The 21,838-nt window shown below is 50.3% G+C and carries 19 protein-coding genes, 1 tRNA gene and 1 other RNA gene; 15 read left to right on the top strand and 6 right to left on the bottom strand.

Annotation, left to right across the window (positions count from 1 at the left end):
• Nucleotides 1-169 precede the first annotated feature (169 nt).
• A complete protein-coding gene (locus WKK33_RS08100; RefSeq protein ID WP_337469459.1) occupies nucleotides 170-1,423 on the top strand; it encodes a phosphoglycerate kinase in 1,254 nt (417 codons plus the stop codon).
• 212 nt (nucleotides 1,424-1,635) lie between these two features.
• Here the strand turns inward: WKK33_RS08100 and WKK33_RS08095 are convergent, their stop codons facing one another.
• Together WKK33_RS08095 and WKK33_RS08090 are read right to left on the bottom strand one after the other, a co-directional pair.
• Nucleotides 1,636-2,271 carry an HAD family hydrolase gene (locus WKK33_RS08095; protein ID WP_215760440.1) on the bottom strand — a complete coding sequence of 212 codons (636 nt, stop codon included), beginning with the start codon at nucleotides 2,269-2,271 and terminating at the stop codon, nucleotides 1,636-1,638.
• Entirely contained in the window at nucleotides 2,246-3,025 is a 780-nt protein-coding gene (locus WKK33_RS08090; protein WP_337933291.1) for a carbohydrate-binding module family 20 domain-containing protein, read from the bottom strand. Before WKK33_RS08090 ends, WKK33_RS08095 begins: the two co-directional genes overlap by 26 nt.
• Nucleotides 3,026-3,131: 106 nt before the next feature.
• Here WKK33_RS08090 and mltG point away from each other — a divergent pair, with 106 nt between their 5' ends.
• The 4 genes from mltG (at nucleotide 3,132) to WKK33_RS08070 (ending at nucleotide 9,138) form a co-directional block, all read left to right on the top strand.
• A complete protein-coding gene (gene mltG / locus WKK33_RS08085; RefSeq protein ID WP_337933289.1) occupies nucleotides 3,132-4,181 on the top strand; it encodes an endolytic transglycosylase MltG in 1,050 nt (349 codons plus the stop codon).
• 1,069 nt (nucleotides 4,182-5,250) lie between these two features.
• Nucleotides 5,251-6,966, top strand: a complete 1,716-nt coding sequence (locus WKK33_RS08080) for a glutamine--tRNA ligase/YqeY domain fusion protein (RefSeq protein WP_337933288.1) — start codon at nucleotides 5,251-5,253, stop codon at nucleotides 6,964-6,966.
• A 41-nt stretch (nucleotides 6,967-7,007) separates the two neighbouring features.
• Entirely contained in the window at nucleotides 7,008-8,441 is a 1,434-nt protein-coding gene (locus tag WKK33_RS08075; protein ID WP_337933287.1) for a tetratricopeptide repeat protein, read from the top strand.
• 61 nt (nucleotides 8,442-8,502) lie between these two features.
• Nucleotides 8,503-9,138 (top strand): DedA family protein, encoded by a 636-nt coding sequence (locus tag WKK33_RS08070; protein ID WP_337469198.1) that lies wholly within the window; start codon nucleotides 8,503-8,505, stop codon nucleotides 9,136-9,138.
• 106 nt (nucleotides 9,139-9,244) lie between these two features.
• Here the strand turns inward: WKK33_RS08070 and WKK33_RS08065 are convergent, their stop codons facing one another.
• The 3 genes from WKK33_RS08065 to rnpB form a co-directional block, all read right to left on the bottom strand.
• Nucleotides 9,245-9,643: a YkvA family protein gene (locus WKK33_RS08065; protein WP_337469197.1), complete on the bottom strand. Its 399-nt coding sequence runs from the start codon at nucleotides 9,641-9,643 to the stop codon at nucleotides 9,245-9,247.
• A gap of 23 nt (nucleotides 9,644-9,666) precedes the next feature.
• Nucleotides 9,667-10,098, bottom strand: a complete 432-nt coding sequence (locus WKK33_RS08060; RefSeq protein WP_337933284.1) for a hypothetical protein — start codon at nucleotides 10,096-10,098, stop codon at nucleotides 9,667-9,669.
• A 100-nt stretch (nucleotides 10,099-10,198) separates the two neighbouring features.
• An RNA gene (gene rnpB / locus WKK33_RS08055) (RNase P RNA component class A) lies at nucleotides 10,199-10,585 on the bottom strand.
• Between the two features lie 373 nt (nucleotides 10,586-10,958).
• Here rnpB and WKK33_RS08050 point away from each other — a divergent pair.
• From WKK33_RS08050 to WKK33_RS08015, 8 genes are all read left to right on the top strand, one after another.
• Nucleotides 10,959-12,431 (top strand): Do family serine endopeptidase, encoded by a 1,473-nt coding sequence (locus tag WKK33_RS08050; RefSeq protein ID WP_337469196.1) that lies wholly within the window; start codon nucleotides 10,959-10,961, stop codon nucleotides 12,429-12,431.
• Nucleotides 12,432-12,773: 342 nt separating this feature from the next.
• Nucleotides 12,774-13,634, top strand: a complete 861-nt coding sequence (locus WKK33_RS08045; RefSeq protein WP_337469195.1) for an RNA polymerase sigma factor RpoD/SigA — start codon at nucleotides 12,774-12,776, stop codon at nucleotides 13,632-13,634.
• Between the two features lie 65 nt (nucleotides 13,635-13,699).
• Nucleotides 13,700-14,113 (top strand): hypothetical protein, encoded by a 414-nt coding sequence (locus WKK33_RS08040; protein WP_337933281.1) that lies wholly within the window; start codon nucleotides 13,700-13,702, stop codon nucleotides 14,111-14,113.
• Nucleotides 14,114-14,116: 3 nt separating this feature from the next.
• Nucleotides 14,117-15,007, top strand: coding sequence for a hypothetical protein (locus WKK33_RS08035; protein WP_337933279.1), 891 nt, complete (start codon nucleotides 14,117-14,119; stop codon nucleotides 15,005-15,007).
• Nucleotides 14,980-15,474, top strand: a complete 495-nt coding sequence (locus WKK33_RS08030) for a S24/S26 family peptidase (protein ID WP_215760451.1) — start codon at nucleotides 14,980-14,982, stop codon at nucleotides 15,472-15,474. Before WKK33_RS08035 ends, WKK33_RS08030 begins: the two co-directional genes overlap by 28 nt.
• Before the next feature lie 62 nt (nucleotides 15,475-15,536).
• Nucleotides 15,537-15,824: a PqqD family protein gene (locus tag WKK33_RS08025; RefSeq protein WP_215760452.1), complete on the top strand. Its 288-nt coding sequence runs from the start codon at nucleotides 15,537-15,539 to the stop codon at nucleotides 15,822-15,824.
• 792 nt (nucleotides 15,825-16,616) lie between these two features.
• Complete coding sequence (locus WKK33_RS08020) at nucleotides 16,617-17,315, top strand: response regulator transcription factor (RefSeq protein WP_337933278.1); 699 nt, start codon at nucleotides 16,617-16,619, stop codon at nucleotides 17,313-17,315.
• 13 nt (nucleotides 17,316-17,328) lie between these two features.
• The gene (locus WKK33_RS08015; protein WP_337933277.1) at nucleotides 17,329-18,741 is read left to right on the top strand and encodes an ATP-binding protein; all 1,413 of its coding nucleotides are present in this window, start codon (nucleotides 17,329-17,331) and stop codon (nucleotides 18,739-18,741) included.
• Nucleotides 18,742-18,828: 87 nt separating this feature from the next.
• Here the strand turns inward: WKK33_RS08015 and WKK33_RS08010 are convergent, their stop codons facing one another.
• Nucleotides 18,829-20,034 (bottom strand): penicillin-binding transpeptidase domain-containing protein, encoded by a 1,206-nt coding sequence (locus WKK33_RS08010; RefSeq protein ID WP_337933276.1) that lies wholly within the window; start codon nucleotides 20,032-20,034, stop codon nucleotides 18,829-18,831.
• Between the two features lie 242 nt (nucleotides 20,035-20,276).
• On the opposite strand from WKK33_RS08010, the gene WKK33_RS08005 reads away from it, so the two are divergent.
• Together WKK33_RS08005 and WKK33_RS08000 are read left to right on the top strand one after the other, a co-directional pair.
• A tRNA-Lys gene (locus WKK33_RS08005) sits at nucleotides 20,277-20,349 on the top strand.
• Nucleotides 20,350-20,539: 190 nt separating this feature from the next.
• Complete coding sequence (locus WKK33_RS08000; protein WP_337933275.1) at nucleotides 20,540-21,703, top strand: dicarboxylate/amino acid:cation symporter; 1,164 nt, start codon at nucleotides 20,540-20,542, stop codon at nucleotides 21,701-21,703.
• The last annotated feature ends 135 nt before the right edge of the window (nucleotides 21,704-21,838 follow it).

The raw sequence follows: 21,838 nt of genomic DNA, 5'->3' as shown, positions 1-21,838 counted from the left end.
TGTATATTTCAATCGCGGATTAAGGTGCAAGGCTATCGCTGAATAGTTACAAACACAGCAACATTATATAAAAAAGCAAAAAATGTGGCTTAGCGGGTATACAATCTCTCATCTTTTTAGTAACTTTGCCGTGCAAAAAGATTATTTTTCATTTAACACATAAGATAAAATGACAATTGACGAATTCAACTTTTCAGGCAAGAAAGCCATTGTTCGTGTAGATTTCAACGTTCCATTGGATGAGAATGGCAATGTGACTGACGACACCCGTATTCGCGGTGCCCTCCCCACATTGAAGAAGATCCTGGCCGATGGCGGGTCTGTCATCATGATGAGCCACATGGGCAAGCCCAAGGGCAAGGTGAACCCCAAGCTCAGCCTGCAGCAGATTGTTGGCAAGGTGTCAGAGCGCCTGGGGGTCGACGTGAAGTTCGCTCCCGACTGTGGCAACGCTGAGAAGGAGGCTGCAGCCCTGCAGCCCGGAGAGGCCCTGCTGCTCGAAAACCTGCGCTTCTACCCCGAGGAAGAGGGCAAGCCTGTAGGTGTTGAGAAAGGCACTCCTGAGTTTGACGAGGCCAAGAAGGCCATGAAGGAAAGCCAGAAGAAGTTCGCCCAGAAGTTGGCTTCTTACGCCGACGTCTATGTCAACGACGCTTTCGGTACAGCTCACCGTCGTCACGCTTCAACCGCTGTCATCGCCGACTACTTCGAGCAGGACGCCAAGATGCTTGGCTACCTCATGGAGAAGGAGGTTACCGCTATCGACAACGTGATGAAGAACGCACAGCACCCCTTCACAGCCATCATCGGCGGATCTAAGGTAAGCTCTAAGCTCGGCGTCATCAAGAACCTGCTCGACAAGGTCGACAACCTGATCATTGGCGGCGGCATGGGTTACACATTCATCAAGGCACAGGGTGGTAGCATCGGCGACTCGCTCCACGAGGACGACTTGATGCCCGAGGCTCTCAACGTGATCGAGGAGGCCAAGAAGAAGGGCGTGAACCTCAGCCTCTCGGTTGCCACCGTTTGCGGCCGCGAGTTCTCTAACGACACCGCTCGCTCAGTATTCCCCATCTTCTCTATCCCCGAGGGTTGGGAGGGCATGGATGCCTCTGAGGAGAGCGTCGCTGCTTGGAAGGAAATCATCATGAGCTCTAAGACCATCCTGTGGAACGGTCCTGTGGGCGTGTTCGAGTTTGAGAACTTCGCACACGGTACCGGCGAGATCGCCAAGACCGTTGCCAAGGCCACTCAGGAGAATGGCGCTTACTCACTCATCGGCGGTGGCGACTCTGTGGCTGCCATCAACAAGTTTGGCCTGGCCGACAAGGTGAGCTATGTGTCAACAGGTGGTGGCGCTATGCTCGAGGCTATCGAGGGCAAGGTGCTTCCCGGTGTGGCTGCCATCAAGGGCGAGTAAAACCAAGCCTGCACTTCAAGACTGAGCTTATATAAATAAGAATAGGTCTAAAAAAGCATAAAGCCTTTCGCAATCATCGTGTTGCGAAAGGCTTTTCTTATTTCCCTTTCATCATTTGGCGAAAGGCTTTGCTTTTCCCCTTTCATCATTTGGCGAAGGGCTTTGCCTATTTCCCTTTATTTGCGTTTCTTCCCCGCCTTCTCTCGGTCGTCCTAAACAATTTCGGAGGGCGAAGACACAAGGTGCGTGGCACCATGCTCCAAAAGAAACTCCTTGCTTCGGAAACCCCACAGCACGCTGATGCATGGCATGTGGCTGTTGCGCGCCGTATCGATGTCCACGTCGCTGTCGCCAATGTAGACGGCCGTATCGGGCGAGGCTTCCAACTGACGCAACGCCTCCTCCACCGTGTCGGGGGCGGGCTTCTTGCGGATGTCGGGACGTTCGCCAATGGCCACCTCCACATAGTCGCCAAAGAAATGCTTCACCAACTCTTGCGTGGCAGCATAAAACTTATTGCTTACCACCGCCAACTTGGCGCCCTGGCCCTTCAGGCGACCCAACATTTCCAGCACGCCCGGATAGGGTGCCGTGGTGTCCAAGTTGTGAACCATGTAATGTTCACGAAACGCAGCATAACATTCCTCGAAGCGAGGATTGTCAACACCCTGAGGAATAGCGCGTTCCATAAGTTTCTTCACTCCGTTACCTACAAATCTTCTTACCTCATCGATGGTTCGCTCGGGCATGCCGCACGACCGCAAGGCATAGTTGCAACTTGCGGCCAAGTCGGTCAGCGTGCTCAGCAATGTGCCATCAAGATCAAATATATAGCTCTCGTATTTCATGATTCGTTATATCGTCTATCCCAAGCAACTCGTCGTGGTAAACCAACTTGCACTTCGTGCGGATGTTTCCACCATAAATAACCAGTTGCTCGCCATCTTCCAGTCGTATCACATCGGCCTTGCGATTGTCGCCACTCTCCCACTCCACAATGTCGTGGGTGGCTTTGTCGACAACCACATACTTGAACTCGAACGGGAACACCATAGCGTAGGCGTTGATGGTAAGCATCCAGTCGCCATCGCCCACATAATGCATGGGAAGATAGCGACGCACATTCCACACGCCCAACGTCGGCTCACTACCAAGCACCGCCACCAAACAGTTCTCGCGTACCTGAGGTGCCGATATGCGGAATATGACGCTGCGGTTGAAGCACGGCATGGAGCTAACCTGCTTTGACTCACGCTCTTGACTCACGGGATAGATATAGTGCTGCAAAGACAGGTCGCGCCAAATGTCATGAAAGATGTAATTTCGCGACACATCCAAGCCGAACATGCGAGGAACGGCGTTCCATTCCTTACGCATCACCTTGCCCGCATCATCCTCAACCTGATAAGTGTAAACAAGATAGCGGATGGGAACATGGGTAAACACAATGCCTGCCGTCTCCACGGTCCATGTATCGCCGTCGTCGGTGCGCATGGGCTCGTTCACATCGCGCACATGCCCATCCTTATCTATATAACGGATACACACGTGCATCGACTGCCCAAAGGGCGTTTTGTACCTTATGCTAAAATTCAACTTCATATTGCAAAGATATATAATTCCACTTAAAATGCTAAAAGATAGAGGAAGAATGTTTTGAAAAATCATCCTTTTCATGTAACTTTGCATCAGTTTACAATCGCAATAAATGATGAAAAACAACTGCAAGAAAAAATATCTCACGCCTGCAGCGTTATGCCTTTTGGCTTTGCTCGGCATTGGATATTATTACTTTTTCACATCCTTCACAGGCAAGAACGAAACTTGCTACGTCTACGTCGACGACGACGACAACTACGACTCGTTGCTCGTGAAGCTACAACCCTTTGCCACCACACACGGATTGCACGCCTTCAAAACCCTTTCGCGCCACAGCAATCTGGTGAAACACGTGCGCACAGGACGATTCGCCATCAAGCCGTCGATGGGCGCGTTCGTGACATTCAGACACATCAAGAACGGGATGCAAGAGCCTGTGAACCTCACGGTTCCATCCGTTCGCACCATGCAGGACCTTGCTGAGGTGCTGGGCAACAAACTCATGCTGGATAGCGCCACCATCGCCCAGGCGCTCAGCAACGAGGACACTTGCCACGCCTATGGCTACGACACCACGACAATAGCCGCTCTGTTCGTGCCCAACACCTACGACATCTACTGGAACATCTCGCTCAGCGGATTGCTACGCCGCATGCAAAAGGAGAACAAACATTTCTGGAACGACACACGCTTGGCCAAGGCCAAAGACCTGAAGTTGACACCCGAGGAGGTTGCCACGCTCGCCAGCATTGTTGACGAGGAAACGGCCAACAACAAGGAGAAGCCTATGATTGCGGGTATGTACTACAACCGACTGATGCTCCGCGACGCCGAATACCCCAACGGCATGCCGCTCCAGGCCGACCCCACCATCAAGTTTGCCCTCAAGCACTTCGAGCTCAAGCGCATCTATCACGACATGCTCCATGTTAGCAGCCCCTATAACACCTACGTCAACCCAGGCCTGCCCCCTGGACCTATCCGCATAGCCAGCGTGGCGGGTATCGACGCCGTGCTCAACATGGTGCACCACAACTACCTCTACATGTGCGCCAAGGAAGACTTCAGCGGAACCCACAACTTCGCCACCACCTATCAAGAGCACATGAACAACGCCCGTCGTTATTCGGCTGCGCTCAACCAGCGAGGAATCAAGTAAACTTCTGAACAGGCAACCAAGCGCCCCCTCAGGGCTTTACACATTAATCATTATAGGCAAAACGCAACCGCAACCCTATCGTAACACTTAACGGTAGGATTGCGGTTGCTTTTTGTATGTTGATGCGTGCAAGGAGAAATGAAAAATGGCGCTTGCTTCACAGCGAGCGCCATTTACTCTCAATAGGCATTAGTCTTCTTTAAGGTAAAAAGATTGTATTCAGGATAACGATTGCAAAAGTACGCATTTATTTCGATTCCACCAAGGATTTTCTAATTTATTTTCGATTATTTTTTGAGGGGATGGATTTTCGGTTCGTATATGGAATATGTGGAAAATACTACAAAAACCGAACATAGCTTGGCCTTTTTACACTTATTTTACACATTCTCAAAAACACGGATAATGTAACAGGTAATTACCATTGGCCACACTTAGGATAAGCTATTTTACGCCTGCCAATCTTGTTTGACTAATTTCCTTACATTCTCAATAATTCTCACCTCGCTATATTCTATTAAAACTTGATGGATAAACGTTCTCTTACATTCCTGACACGATCTGCCATCCGTTTCGGTGACATTATTATCAGGCAGAATATATAACAAACAAAAATGTTTTTTCCCTGTTTTGTTTCAAAGTCAAACATCAACAAATACGCCACTACTGCCTCGTCTATCCTTTCCGAGCCCTACCGTTCCTCCCCTTACGCCCCCTTGCCAAGCCGCAAAAGTGCAAGACCACAGAATATGTTACGCTTCTTTCAATAGAACAAAGAAACAACCCCGCAACCGCCTCGTGGAACGTAATATCATTTTACCTCGTCTGTTTTTTCTAATAACAGGCAAGGAAAACCAAAATCGCAATCATAAATCAACACGATTCTTCGACAATTCTTCATAACGGCCTCTCCCAACCAATCTCACTCTTAGACGACTCGCCAACGCGCAGATCGACATAACTACACAATGCCACAACAATCAGTTGCACATTTTAACGCTACGATGATGAATTTTTGTAGATAAATGATTAACTTTGCAACAAATAATAATAGAATAAACAACACAAGATGGAAATCAAAGAAAACAACAGCGAAGAGAAGCGCAGCGTGAGTTTTGTTGAGCAGTTGATTGAGGAAGACCTTGCAGCTGGCAAGAACGGGGGCCGTTTGCAAACCCGCTTTCCGCCAGAGCCCAACGGCTATCTTCACATTGGTCACGCAAAGGCCATCTGCATGGACTTCGGTGCAGCAGAGAAATACAATGGCGTTTGCAACCTTCGCTTCGACGATACCAATCCCTCGAAGGAGAACAACGAATATGTAGAAAACATCCTTCACGACATCAGTTGGCTGGGATTCAAATGGGGAAACATCTATTACGCTTCCGATTACTTCCAGAAGCTGTGGGATTTTGCCATTTGGATGATCAACAAAGGCATGGCTTATGTAGACGAGCAGACCTCTGAGCAGATCGCGGAGCAGAAAGGCACACCTACTACCGCTGGAACGCCAAGCCCATACCGCGACCGTCCCGTTGAGGAGAGCCTTCGACTGTTCGAAGCGATGAACACACCTGAGGCTGTAGAAGGCTCTATGGTGCTTCGCGCAAAGCTCGACATGGCAAATCCCAACATGCACTTCCGCGACCCCATCATGTATCGTATCATACAGACCCCTCACCACCGCACAGGAACCAAGTGGCATTGCTACCCCATGTACGACTTCGCACATGGCCAGAGCGACTACTTTGAGGGTGTAACCCACTCTATCTGCACACTCGAGTTTGTGCCCCATCGTCCACTCTACGATAAGTTTGTGGATTTCCTGAAGGAATATGATGGCACAGCAGAGAAAGGACTGAATGACTTCCGCCCACGACAGATTGAGTTCAACCGATTGAACCTCACTTATACCGTGATGTCGAAGCGCAAGCTCCACACTTTGGTCGACGAGCATCTGGTGAACGGATGGGACGACCCCCGTATGCCGACCCTGTGTGGCATGCGCCGTCGTGGCTATTCGCCCGAGTCTATCAAGAACTTCATTCAGTCAATAGGATACACTAAGTTTGACGCGCTCAACGACATGGCTCTCTTAGAGGCCGCCGTACGCGACGATCTCAACAAGAAATCGACCCGCGTGTCAGCAGTTGTCGACCCCGTGAAGCTGGTTATCCCCAACTATCCCGACGGACAGTCGGAAGAGATGGAAGCCATCAATAACCCCGAGGACGAGACTGCAGGAACACACACCATCACTTTCTCAAAGAATCTTTGGATCGAGCGGGCCGACTTCATGGAGGACGCTCCCAAGAAGTTCTTCCGTTTGGCACCGGGCAAGGAGGTTCGACTGAAGAACGCCTACATCGTGAAGTGCACCGGTTGCACAAAGGACGCAGAAGGAAACATCATCGAGATTCAGGCTGAGTACGACACCGACAGCAAGAGCGGAATGCCAGGCGCCAACCGCAAGGTAAAGGGCACACTCCACTGGGTAAGCGCCGACCATTGCGTCAAGGCAGAGGTGCGCGAGTACGACCGTTTGTTCTTCGTGGAGAATCCTTCGGCCGACGAGCGCGACTTCCACGAGCTGCTCAATCCCGACTCTTTGCACGTGAACAACTGCTGCTACGTTGAGAAATACGCCGCAACACGCAAGCCTGGCGAGTACCTACAGTTCCAGCGCATCGGCTACTTCATGGCCGATCCCGACACCACCGACGCCGCACCAGTATTCAACAAGACTGTGGGCCTCAAAGACGCCTGGGCTAAAAAGAACAAGTAATCTCTGTAATAAAGCAATTATTCTTCTTGGTAGTTCCTGAAATGAATAACCAATTTGATGACATATTAAAAAGATATGAAGCTGCCCGCTCTGCAGGCAGCTCCATTTATCTGGAACCCGACGACCTCACCGACATCGCCGAATACTATCACCTTCATGGTAGATTGACCGATGCCATAGAGGCCATCGATCTTGCCATCAACATGTTTCCTGGAGCAACGCAACCCTTGACCTTCAAGGCGCGTGTGGCTATATTGGTGAACAGGAATGCCGCCGAAGCCATGCAATGGGCCGAAAAGATAGACGACAAGACAGACCTCGACTATTATTATATTGTGGCCGAGATCATGGTTGCCGACCAACGCATAGACGAAGCCAACCAATATCTGAAAGCAAAGGAAAACGATGTCTGCGATGACGACCTTGAAGACTACTATCTTGACGTGGCTACCCTTTTTGCCGACTACTCGTGCACAGACATAACAGAAGAGTGGTTGAAAAAAAGTAGCCTGACCACCGACCCACAATACCGTGAGTTGCAGGGACGTGTGGCATTGGGGAAAGGGCAATTCGACCTATGCGAGCAGATATTCGACAAGTTGATCGACGACAACCCATACAACACCGACTATTGGAACACCATGGCGTTGGCGCAATTTCAACAGGGCGACACGACCGCTTGCATAGAGAGTTGCGACTATGCGTTGGCCATAGACCCCGTAAACGCCGACGCACACATCCATAAGGCAAACTCCTTGGCGATCATTGGCAACTATCCAGAAGCCATCAAGTTTTACAAGAAACTTCAGGCGCTTCAGCCTTATAGCGAGTCGCCCGACATGGGCATTGCATCGATTCTGGCTGCGCAAAACCACCCTCAAGAAGCGCTTGCCCACTTGAAGACGGCAGAGAAACTGGCTACAAGCACCTCACCCAACAAGTTGGAAATTCTCCGGCAACAATGCATCCTAAACGCCCAATTGGGCAATCGGGCCGAAGCGTTGGCCTGCATCAGGAAGATGGACGAGCTTCCCGACCGCAATACCGCAGAAAACAATGTGCTCAGAGGCTACCTTTATCTTCTTGAAAATCAACCAGAAGTAGCCCGCGTTTGGTTTAAGCGCGCCGTCGAAGCATCCAACAATGACCTACGTATACAAACGCTTATAGCTTATTCGACCTACGAATGTGGCTACACCCAGTTTGCCCACGACCTTTTTAGGGAAATCATGGATGGTGGTCTTGGCAAAAACATGCCTGAAGGATGGGCTTTCTTGGCATTGTGCGACGCCGACTTGGGGTTGCGTTCCGAGTTCTTGGCCGACCTGCATCAAGCTGTTCTGCAAGGCCCACTCAGGTCCAAGCCTATGCTCGAGGGCATTTTCCCAGAGGGAACGCCATTCGAAAATTACGAAGAATACGCCAAGGAGCACCCTGAGCTTGGCGCTTGGCCTACGAGCAACCGAGAGAGCTAAATGCGCGAAAGCTATCCACGCTCCATCATTAATAACATTAACAATAACGATTTAAGAAAGAATGAGCATCATTTCAACCTTACTCTCCAATCTCAATTATGGCACCATCTTTTTCTTGATGCTTTTGGAGAGCACGGTCATACCTGTGCCGTCAGAATTGGTTGTGGCTCCTGCCGCTTATCATTCCGCAGCCGGAAACCTCGACATCTGGTTGGTTATCCTCTTCTCCACGTTGGGTGCCGACGCCGGCGCCTCCATCAACTACTTAGCGGGATGGTTGTTGGGAAGACCTGTCATTTGGCGTTTTGCCGATTCCAAACTGGGAAAGCTCTGCATGCTCTCACACGAGAAGATAGAGAAAAGCGAAGCTTACTTCAACAATCATGGCATGGTGGCCACCATCACGGGGCGCCTCATTCCAGGCATTCGCCACCTCATCTCCATTCCTGCAGGATTGGCAAAGATGCACTATTGGAAGTTCCTGCTCTACACAACCATCGGTGCAGGGGCATGGAACTGCATATTGGCTACCATGGGGTGGTATCTCCACACCATCGTGCCCGAAGACCAACTGCATGACAAGATCTTGGAATACGGCGAATACATCAAGCTGGTCATTGTGGCTCTTGTAGTGATTGCCATCGCATACTTCACCATCAAATGGTTTATGAAGCGCAAAAGCAACAAAGCCCAATAAGCAACCACAAGGCCAAAACTCCGTGTTAAGCCACAAGGCATTGAAAACAAATAGGTCATTAGATGACAGATAGCACGTCTACCTTTTATCTAATGACCTATTTTTGTTATGCCTTCGGAGTGTCTTCGAAAAGATGGTCGGCTTCAAGAATCTCGTCTTCATCAAACCACTTCGACAGTTTTGCGTGGGCTTTCGCCTTTACATCCTCCGACACATCGCCCCAAATTTTCTTCAATACGAATACCAATACGGCCAAATCATCGCCCAAGCCAATGATTGGGAACGCATCGGGAACCACATCGAGGGGTGAAATGAGATAACCCAGGGCGCCTACTATAATGGCCTTGTCCTTAAGCGACACTTTGTCACTCTCCAATGTGTAGTATAAAATCAGCGCCGCATACACCAACTTTGCGCCAGCGCGCTTGGCAATGCGCGAAATCTTCTCGGCAAATCCACTCTCGGTGAACCTGTCCTTGTATGCCATAAAATCAGGTAATTCCATAATCTAATCGCCTTATCTGTAATTTACTCGTGATTGCGTACGTATTTTTCAATATCGCTAACATACGCACTCACATCCTTATTCGAACGCTTCAAAGAAGCCAATTTGCTATTTGTGACAACCATCCTAACCGCCTTAATGGCGCAGGCCAAAGCCAAGCCCATACCTATTCCCACCATCAACGACCATTTACCCCAAGGCAACATCGACTCGGGAAACGCGCTGAGGATAAGCGTCGGAATGATGGCTATGATGCCATAAACCGTCAACTGCGACCGTTGTGAACCCTCACGGTCAAGCACTATCTGGTAGTCGTAAAGATAATCGTCCACCATTTTCTTCGTCAAACGATAGTCGTCCAGCTTCGGAAAGCCAGCATCGTCCTCATGGCGCTCTATCATCCCTTGCACCTTGTGCTCGTAGTCGTCAAGCAAATTGGGTTGGAGCTCTTTCATCTGTCTTGTCAAAAATAAATGGTTACATACAAATAACTGAAATAACTCGATAATTATTATACCTGCGCTACAAAAAAATGAAGCGTTGTATAATAAAAAGTAAGGCAGCACCCTGGTAAGCCGGGTTCTGTTTCCCCTTATGAAATAAGGAGAGCTCCATCATTTATCCAGTCGACAAGTCACCCTGCCGCTCAAGCGTTCTACCCTCCATCGTCAGGCTCAAGGCCTGTCGGGCAGGCAACCCTTAATGACGATGGTATACATGAACTTGCAGCCTCCAGCCGACACAGCTCTGCGATCACCCGCAGACTGGTGGTCTCTTACACCACCTTCTCACCCTTGCTCCTCCACGTGGGAGGGGCGGTTATTTTCTTCTGCCTACACCTGCCGTCGCCGACAGCTTCCATTTTCAGAAGTGGAGCGCCTTATGCTGCCCGGACTTTCCTCTCGCACCTCAAGGATGCCAGCGATAGAGCCGGGGTACTGCCTTACAAACTGCAAAAGTAGCAAATAAAATTGAGACAGGTGCAACGAAACGTAAGATTTTAGAGCCCATCCGTTAGATTTTGCCACATGTATCCGTTAATGTGCGAAGATTAGCGACACATCATCCTGCCAGAATTGGCATAACAAAACGAATGTAAATATTAGACGTTTTCTGCTAAAGAAGCGTTAAGTGTTAAAATCAAAGTGTTAAAATGGGATAAAGTAGACCGACAATATGGCACATTTACAATTTTTGCGCCTATATTTGCATGCGTTAATGACGTGGACCATCCGCACATATAAATCAGGAAATGGGCACGGCTCATGGTTGAAAACCAAACAGATAAAAAAAGAAAACAACAAACCATAAACGTATGAAAAAGTATTCCAGTTACTTGATCGTTGGCCTTAGCGTTGTAGCGCTGGCCTTCTCTACCGGATCATTCATCAAGGTGAACGCTGCCACCGAGCAGACGGTTGCGGGACAACCCGTCGATTTGACCTACGCCTCACAAAAGGCGCTTCCCGCTGTGGTGCATATCAAATATGTACAAAACTCAAAGGTTCAGACGGTTGAGGTACAAAGCGACCCCTTCTCCGACTTCTTCTCCGACCCCTTCGGATTTTTCGGCAATCCACAGGGCAATGGAGGCAAGCAGAAGCGAAAAATCCAGACTCCAAAGAGGGAAGCCACAGGCTCTGGTGTCATCATTAGCACAGACGGCTATATCGTCACCAATAACCATGTGGTAAATGGTGCCGACGAACTGACCGTAACGCTCAACGACAACCGCGAATTCAATGCACGCATCATTGGAACCGACCCCACCACCGACTTGGCCCTTATCAAGGTGGATGGCAAGAACCTGCCCACCCTGCCCATCGGCGACTCCGACAAGTTGAAGGTTGGCGAATGGGTCATCGCCGTTGGCAACCCCTTCGGCCTTAACAACACGGTAACGGCTGGAATCGTTTCGGCCAAGGCCCGCGGACTGGGCGGACAGAGCGATGGTCCCAACATCTCAAGTTTCATTCAGACCGACGCAGCCATCAATCCGGGCAACTCAGGTGGCGCCCTGGTCAACTCTCAGGGCGAGTTGGTGGGCATCAACGCCATGCTCTATTCTCCCACAGGATCCTACACGGGCTATGGCTTTGCCATTCCCACAACCATCATGAACAAGGTGGTAGAGGACTTGAAGAAATACGGCACCGTGCAAAGAGCCGTTCTCGGCATTACGGGTGGCGACGTGCTCAACTATATCAACCAGCAGAAAGAGGCTGGCAAGGAGGTCGACCTCGGAACCAACGAGGGCGTTTATGTCGACAAGGTGGAAGACGGTAGCGCAGCCTCTGCTGCCGGATTGGAGAAAGGCGACGTCATTGTCTCCATCGACGGAAAGAACATCAGCAAGATGGCCGAATGTCAGGAGATCATGAACAGCAAGCGCCCAGGCGACAAGGTTACCCTTACATGGTTGCACAACAAGAAGAAGCAAACCAAGACCGTTACCGTGAAGAACGCCCAGGGCAACACCAACGTGGTGAAAATTGCCGACCTCGACGTGCTCGGCTCAAAGGTGATTCCTGTAAGCAACGAGTTGAAAAAACAACTTGACATCAGCTACGGCTTGCAGGTGAAGGATGTGAAGAGTGGTGCGTTCAAGGACGCAGGCATCAGCGATGGCTTCATCATCCTCACAGCCAACGACCAGCAGATGAAGGAGATATCCGATCTGCAGAAAGCTGTCAAGGAGGCTTCTACCAGCAAGAACCCCGTGCTCTTCATCACAGGCATATGGCCATCAGGAAAGACCGACTATAAGGCTGTTAGGGTGGGCGAATAAATTCCACGAAACACGCCATTACATCATATAAGCCAAAAAGGCGGAGCACTTGTTTAAGCGCTCCGCCTTTTTGGCTTCTCATCCCCATTGCTCCACAACGGACCGATTCTTCCATGCGCATCAATGTCATAACGGGCTACGCCAAAAGAACAGCCCACAAGCCCGACTGCAAAAACAAACATCGGCAAGGGGCGAAAAGAGTCTCAAGACGCCTTAAATTGCCACCAATTTCTGCCTATAAACGATTTGGCAAAAAAAATAATCACTATTTTTTGATGAAAAGAAACATTACTATTTTATTTTTTGTACCTTTGCAATCAAACTAACTGCCACAGACCTAAGATGAGACAACTGAAAATCACAAATTCAATCACCACCAGAGACAGCGTGTCTTTGGAGATTTACCTACAGGAAATCAGCCATGAGAAGCTCCTCTCCACCGAAGAGGAGGAAGATTTGGCTAGGCGCATACGTGAAGGCGACAAAAAAGCATTGGAACGCCTCACCAAAGCCAACCTGAGATTTGTGGTTTCGGTTGCCAAGCAATACCAAAACCAAGGACTATCCCTGCCCGACCTTATCAACGAGGGCAACCTGGGACTGATTAGGGCTGCGGAAAAGTTCGACGAGACAAGGGGATTCAAGTTTATCTCCTACGCCGTGTGGTGGATTCGCCAAAGCATCCAGCAAGCCATCGCCGACCAAAGCAGGCTGGTACGCCTGCCACTCAACCAAGTGGGGTCGGTCAACAAGGTAAGACGAATCGTCAGCAAGTTTGAGCAAGAGAACGAGCGTCTGCCGAGTCTCGATGAACTCTTGGACAAGATCGACATTCCTGAGGACAAGCTCAAGGATGTCATCAACGCACGAGGCAAGCAGGTCTCTGTCGACGCCCCGCTGTCTAACGACGAGGGCAACAACCTGTTGGAGATGCTCCCCAACGACAACACGCCCAATACCGACAACCAGTTGGTTCTGGAGTCGCTACAAGAGGAGATTGGACGGTCGCTGCAAACGCTCAGCGTAAGGGAGCGCAACATTCTGGAGGCGTTCTTCGGAATAGGCCAACCCGAGATGACCCTTGAGGAAATTGGAGAGAAGTATGGGCTCACCCGAGAGCGCGTACGCCAACTCAAGGAGAAAGCCATACGTCGACTGCGACACGACGACCACAGCAAGCGACTAAAGTCGTACTTGGGATGATGGCTCACAAGGGCATATTGGCCCTCAACAACAGGGTATAAAAGATCATAAAGACAACAAGGATAATGAACTCGAAAAAGATTATTATGACATTGGCAGCCATGCTTCTTACTACAGGAGCATGGGCTGCGCTGAAGCCAAAGACCATTTACGTCTATGGATTTGCCGCATCGTTCAACGATTCAACGGTTTATTTCACAGACATACAACAGGTGGATTCGGCATACATCGACAGCAAGACGAAGTTCCTTTATAGCCGCGAAAACTATTCTTATCAGTTGCGCGATTACTTGGACAACATTGGCTTCAAGAACGCCACGTGCACCACGTCGTTTGCCACCACCAAGAAAGAAGCCGAAAAGAAATACCTTGCCTTGCGCAAAAGATACCTGGGAGGCGGAAACTATAACATCCACTATCTCAAGGAGCAGGAGTTTCGTTTCCAACCCATCTCGGGCGACATTGAGATTATCAAGTAACGAATGGAGAAGGTTTGCCGCTTTTGCATAGCCGACTTTCATGTTGAAATCGTCTTCCAAGGAGATGGTGCCAACTCGTTGCGACTCATTCCGTCGTTTGAGCCTTTCCGCGTTAACGACAAGGCGACGCAGCCTCTTTTCCGCCTGATAGTAGACGACGACCTGAGCCCCTTCCCCAAGGCGAGAAGGGAGCGCATTCGCGAATTCGACACGGGCAACGGCCTAACGGTTGTGGATCGGCTCGACCAAGGTGGCTACCAATACATTATAAGAAACCTCGATGGCGCCGACTGTTGCCTGCTGATAACCAACAACGATTTCAGCGAATGTCGTTGTGCGCTCAATGGCAACTACAACATGCGTTGTTTTGGACTCAACAATGCGCTCATGCTGGCCTTCGCTTTTGCCTCAAGCAGGCAACAATGCTTGCTGATCCACGCCTCGCTGGTGCGACAAGAGGGATACGGCTACGCTTTTGTTGCCAAAAGCGGCACAGGCAAATCCACACAGGTGAGCATGTGGCTACGCCATCTTCCCGGATGCGACCTCATGAACGACGACAATCCCATCATCAGGATCATTGAGGGACAGCCCTACATCTACGGCAGTCCATGGAGTGGCAAGACACCCTGTTACCGTAACGTGAAGGCACGGCTGGGCGCCGTAACCACCATTGTCAGGGCAGAGGCCAACCACGTGGAGCGCCTGCGCCCCATAGAGGCTTTTGCGTCGCTGCTGCCCGCATGCTCCACCATGAAATGGGACGAGCCCACCTACCGCCTAACCTGCGACGCCATTACCCATATCGTAGAAAGCACGGGCATCTACGCGCTCCATTGCTTGCCCAACCCTGAATCGGCTATCGTATGCAACAGAACCATCAAAGTGAAATAATCGGTCACGAAAAGCTAATACCCAACGCCATCCTGCTGCCCGAAATAGTGAAGCTCATGGATGAGGGCCACACCGTAACCATCCGCCTGAGAGGGTTCTCCATGCGACCCTTTCTGGAGGACAACCGCGACAAGGCGTTGCTAACAAAGGCCATCAACCCAAAAGTGGGCGATCCCGTGTTGGCCGAAACGCAACCCGGTGTTTACGTCTTGCATCGCATCGTCAGTATTGATGGCGCCCACGTGGTACTCAGGGGCGATGGCAACCTACTTTGCGAACATTGCCAAATAAGCGACGTTAAGGGTGCGGTGGTCGGGTTTTACCGTAAGGGACGCACCACCCTCGACAGGACCGACGGGCGCAAATGGAGAGTTTACTCGTACCTATGGACCCGCCTCTACCCCATTCGCCGATGGCTGCTGGCCTTTTACCGCCGTATATGGATTCCCCTGTTTGGCGTGGCGTAACAACACAAGGACCAATCGGTCTTCACTTTTTACAGTAAAAACATCATCATCAACACACCATCATGAAAACAAAACCCGGTTTCAACATCCGCAACGTTTGTGGCGAGAATATCCTTGTGGCTGAGGGCAAGGAAAACATGGACTTCAGCAACATCATCAGCATGAACGAGAGTTCCGCCTTCTTGTGGAACGAGGTGCAGGGTAGCGAATTTACCATTGAGGACATGGCCAAGATTCTTACCGACAATTACCAGATCGACGACAACACGCCCCTTCCCATGGCTACCGCCTTGGCCGACGCACAAGCTGTGGCCAGACAATGGAGGGAATGTGGCATTATCGACGACTGATCGGAGCGAGGCGCATCTACACGCCCTCATAAAGGCAGGACATGTGGTTGGTGTCGACACCCTGCAATGTTACCGCAGTCATCTCAACTACGACGAGTTGAATCACCTTTTCTCCACCTCCTCAGGCGGCGCCTTACGCCCATGCAGCACGCATTGCGCGAAATGCTGATAACGCCCCACACACACCCTTTCGAAAAAAGAGATCTGCGAACGACTATGGCCAAAGAAGCCGTATGCCAACGATACGCTTTACACGCTTGTGAGAAGAACTAAGCCCATCATCGAGACGAATAGCCAACTCCTAATCACGTTGGATAGAGGAAAGAGCTACACATTGGCAATCAAGGTGTAAACGGGAGTTGCGATATGGTTACCACCCTATTGTAATATGTAACATTATAACGTTTTCGTAAGCCAGATGGGCAGGACCGAGTTTGCGCGTGTTTTGCCATGGCAAGAATCCTATCTTATCTTTCTACTTTGTTGTTTTGTGGGCAAACTTTATAATTGTGCCTATTTGGCGTTCTCACTCCTGCTTCGCTGCTACCTATGGATTCTTATCGCCATTAATGCCTGTTACCACGGGCTACTCTTATAAGGGCCCAAGCGAGAGGTGCCCAATAATGAGCGGTGGTCTTACACGGGCGGCGATGGGCGGTGGCGTTGGGTAGCTTCATAGGGCCATACACAACCCCAAAATGTAACACAACTGTAACAGGATTGTGACGTCAATGAAAATTAAAGTGTGTTACTTTGCAACATAAAATAGAAAAAAGAATTATCTTTGTAAATATGGAAGAAGAAACGAAACCCAAAATCTTAGTGGTCGACGACGAGGAAGACCTCTGCGAGATCCTGAAGTTTAACCTTGAGACCCAAGGATACGACGTCACAACGACCTACTCAGGCGAGGAGGCCCTGGAAAAAGACGCCGCCAGCTTTAACCTCATCTTACTTGATGTGATGATGGGAGGCATGAATGGTTTCGACGTGGCCCACCGCCTGAGAGCCAATGAGGAGACACGAAATACGCCAATCATCTTCCTAACAGCCAAGGGTACAGAGAACGACAAGATCATGGGCTTCAACGCTGGCGCCGACGATTACATATCGAAGCCCTTCTCCATTCGCGAAGTGCTCTTGCGCATCAAGGCCGTGCTCCGCAGATCACATCAACCAAAGGCTGAGCAAAAAGAACGCCACCAATTGGTATTCAATAAGTTAATAATAGACCTCGACCGCAAGACCGTGAGCGTGGAAGGTCAGGATGTTGACTTTACCAAAACCGAATTTGGCATTCTTTGCACACTACTGGAGCAGCCCGGGCGTGTGTTCTCGCGCCACGATCTCATTCGGCAGATCTGGCCTATGGACGTGATTGTTTCCGACCGCACGGTGGACGTGAACATTACCCGACTTCGCAAGAAGCTCGGCCCCTACTCCGACAACCTCGTGACCCGACTGGGGTTCGGCTATTACTTCGATGCTTAAACCCCTCATGTAAATGGCAAAAAAGTTATCCATTGGAAACAAGCTATACCTGAGCGTTCTGTCCCTATTTCTGCTCTTCGCCGTGGCATTCATCGTGTTTCAGCAATATCGCGAGAAACAGTATAAGGTGGAAACGCTCAACTTGCGGTTGCAAGACTACAACAACCAAATGCATGAGGCGCTGGTGAGCGGTGGGAAAAATAACGCCGCATGGCTGAACGACTACCTCACACGCCACGCCATACGCGACCTTCGCGTTACGATCATCAACAAAGACGGACGCGTAATATTCGACAACGTAAGCACTAACATCAGCCACATGGGCAACCACATTCGTAGGCCGGAAGTGAGACAAGCGCTGAACAAGGGCAACGGATCATCGGTCGACCGAAATAGCAAGACCATGGGGCACGACTATTTTTATAGCGCCACCTACTATCCACAAGACAAATATGTTATACGCTCCGCCCTACCCTACAATGTGGATTTGGCCAAAAGCCTGAAAACCGACCAGCACTACCTATGGTTTGCCGCGGTAATCATCCTCCTGCTCACCGTGGTACTATATAGGTTCACCCACAGGCTGGGAAGCAACATTACAAAGTTGAACGAGTTTGCCACCAAGGCCGACCACGATGGAAAGATCGAGACCGACGAGCTCGTTAATTTCTCAGCCGACGAACTGGGCGACACCGCTGAGCGTATCGTGAAACTCTACCTGAAACTGCAACGCACACAAAAGGAGCAGAACGTGCTGAAACGCCAACTGACACAAAACGTGGCGCACGAACTGAAAACGCCTGTGGCAAGCATACAAGGATACCTCGAGACCATTTTGGAGAATCCGAAAGTGGACGAAAACACCCGCTCGATCTTCCTGCAACGCTGCTACGCACAAAGCAAACGACTCACATCTCTGCTTGCAGACATGTCGATGCTCAACCGCATGGACGATGGGGCGCAAATGCTGTCGATCGAAGATGTGGATGTGGCCGAGCTGATCCAAACTGTCGACAAGGAGTCACAGTTTGCGGTCGAACAACGAAACATGACGATGACGTGCAACATACCACCACACATCCTGATTCGCGGAAACAGAAGCCTACTTTACAGCATCTTCCGCAACCTCGCCGACAACGCCATTGCCTACGCCGGACAGGGAACGCACATAACGCTTACCGCCCAAGAGAAAGACGGCACGTGGCACTTTACGTTTACGGACGACGGCGTAGGAGTAGCGCCTGAGCATCTTGCCCGATTGTTTGAGCGGTTCTACCGCGTAGACAAAGGGCGCAGCCGAAAAATGGGAGGAACAGGATTGGGACTGGCCATCGTGAAGAACGCCGTACTGGTGCATGGCGGATCCATCCAGGTAAACAACAACCCCAACGGAGGATTAAGGTTCGACTTTAGCCTAAAGTCATAAAAGCAAGCAATACAGGATCATATAAATGCGCCCTGATACCACTTTAGTCACATGGTACCAGGGCGCAACTATTGTTATGGGGGTGGATTACAAATCGTCAAAACTGATGGGCACCTCCACGGGTGTCACCTTAACGGTTTTGTTTTCCAAGCGACTCGCCTTCTTCTCGGATGCTGCAGAGAGGTGCCCCGTGAGATACTGCTCAATCACGAGCGAGGCCAGCGGAGCGGCAAGGTCGGCGCCAAAACCACCATTCTCCACATACACGCTTACTGCTATTCGCGGACTGTTCATGGGGGCAAAGCCCATAAAGATTGAATGGTCGTGGCCCTCGTTCTCTGCCGTGCCCGTCTTTCCACAAATGGCGTAGGCCGGCGTGTTGATGCTTGCAGCCGTACCACTCGTAACACAAGCCCTCATGCCCTGCACCACAAGGCGATAGGCCTCAGCTGTACCCATAGCCTTGACGGGCGTGGTAAACTTGGCGTCGAGCTGCCCATGGGCCGCGGAATCGTGGATGTGGGGAATAAAATAATATCCTCGATTGGCAATCAGAGCAGCCAAATTACAGAGTTGCAACGAGGTAGTTTTCACCTCACCCTGCCCCATTCCCACCCACATGATGGTAGTGCCGTTCCAGTTGCCATGGTGTGAATTGAGAGAGGCCGAATCGGGGATGGTGCCGCCAGCCTCATCGGGAAGGTCCACCCCAAGGGGATGGCCCAGGCCCAGGCTACGCATATACTTGGCCCAGGTGTTAATGGCGCGATACTTGGTGAGGTAGGTCTTGCGGTCGTCGACCATCTCCTGGAATGCCTTACAGAAATAAGAATTGCACGATTGACCAAGGGCTTGCACAAGGGAGAGGGGCGAACGATGCTCGTGGCAACCAATGTGAATGCGATTGAAATAGAAACCCTTATGGCAAGGATAGGTCTTGTCGGCAGGCAATACGCCTTCGGAATACATCGCCAACGCTTGCGCCACCTTGAAAGTGGATCCTGGAGAATAAACCGCCGACAAGGCACGATTGATGCCCTCGTCGACGCGATCGCGACTCACCAAGGCAAGAATGCGGCCCGTTGAGGGCTCTATGGCGATAACGCTACCCTGCTTATTGCGCATGAGGCGGGTAGCCAACTGTTGGAGCCGGTCGTTGATGGTCGTCGGATCGCCCTTTAGCGCCTTGGTGGCCCCAGAGGTCTCGCGAGGCAACCGCTGAGCGGCTACAGGAGAGACGGATAACGAAAGCACACCCACAAATGTCAAACAACTTTTCAAAAATAATCCCATACTACGTTTTGCACTTTTGAAAATGCAAAAGTACACATTTTCCACGAGTTGCGCCCCATTTGCCAGCAATAATCGGCCTTTATACAAGCACAAAACGATTCCTAACCGAAAAATAACACATCTCATGTTAAAAACCAGTCCAATAATTTGCATAAACCAAGAAATTAACGTACCTTTGCAGTCGAATTTGAAAGGCGCTCTATTTGAAGCCTTACAAACAAGGAAGCATATATGCTTCTAAAGACTCGCTAGCTCAGCTGGTAGAGCACAACACTTTTAATGTTGGGGTCATGGGTTCGAGCCCCATGCGAGTCACAAAAGAAAGGAAGGGTATCTGAGAAAGATACCCTTTTTTCGTTTGCAACATATAACCTAATCAACTCACAATACCTAAAATAGAATACTATCAACCATTAAATAGAATACTGTCAACCATCAAAATGAATTAAAAACACCGCCGCACGATGGGCTAATGCTTATTTTGCGACACTCAACCCAATGATCCATGCGTAAACTATTCTCGTCACTCCTGTTTCGCATCGCCCTGGCGATTGCACTTGGAATTATTTTAGGCAACATGCTTCCCGATTCCGTTGCCAGAGTGTTTATGACCTTCAACGGTGTGTTCAGCCAATTCCTTGGGTTCATGATCCCGCTGATCATCATCGGCTTGGTTACGCCCGCCATCTCCGAGATAGGCAAGGGATCGGGCAAACTGCTGCTCCTCACGGTGGCAATAGCCTACGCCAACACCTCGTGTGCCGCCTTAATGGGCTACGGCGTGGGCGAATGGTTGTTTCCCTCATTGGTGGCAAGCACCGAAAGCATGGCGCAAGTGGCCAAACCCGAGGACTTGCAACCTTATTTCACAGTATCGATACCGCCCTTACTCGATGTAATGAGCGCCTTGGTGCTGTCGTTCATCATGGGTCTGGGCATTAGCTATGGACAGTTGCAAACCCTGCGCAATTGTTTCATCGAAATGAAAGATGTGGTGGCTGGCGTGATAGCCAAGGCCATCATCCCCCTGCTGCCCCTGTACATCTTCGGCATTTTCCTCTCTATGACGAATAGCGGCCAGGTGCTTCGAATCGTCACCATCTTCGCCTATATCATATTGGTGATCTTCGCGCTCCACATCATCATCCTGCTCTATGCCTACACCATTGCAGGCCTTACTACCAAGCGCAACCCATTGCGCCTATTGGGTACCATGCTCCCCGCCTATCTCACCGCTTTGGGCACATCTTCGTCGGCCGCAACAATCCCAGTTACCTTTGCCCAAACGTTGAAAAACAAGGTGAGCGAGGGAATAGCGGGATTTGTCGTACCCCTGTGCGCCACCATCCACATGCCAGGTTCGGCCATGAAGATTTCGTGCTGCGCCCTCACCATCTGCCTCATTAACGGCATGCCACACGATTTCGCCACCTTCCTCCATTTCACCCTCATGCTGGGCATTGTCATGGTGGCGGCTCCGGGCGTGCCAGGCGGTTGCATCATGGCCGCATTAGCTCCGCTGGCAAGCATCCTTGGCTTCGACACAGAAGCGCAAGCCTTGATGATAGCCCTTTACATTGCCATGGATAGCTTTGGAACAGCCTGTAACGTTACCAGCGATGGCGCCATAGCCATTGTGGTGGATAAGATAAACGAAAACAAGAAGTAACCACACAATATCACACAAATTATCCTTTCGTTATCAACGAACCCTAAACCAAAATCGGTTATAAGATTCTAATGAAAGAATTAACCCAAATCGGTCATTAGAAAAAGTTTCTTGTCATTTTCTAATGACCGCCAT

The sequence above is a fragment of the Hallella sp. genome, from assembly GCF_037460745.1.
Lineage (GTDB): Bacteria > Bacteroidota > Bacteroidia > Bacteroidales > Bacteroidaceae > Prevotella > Prevotella faecis.
The sequence above is the reverse complement of the archived record's forward strand: the minus strand, read 5'-3'. Positions and strand labels throughout refer to the sequence as shown.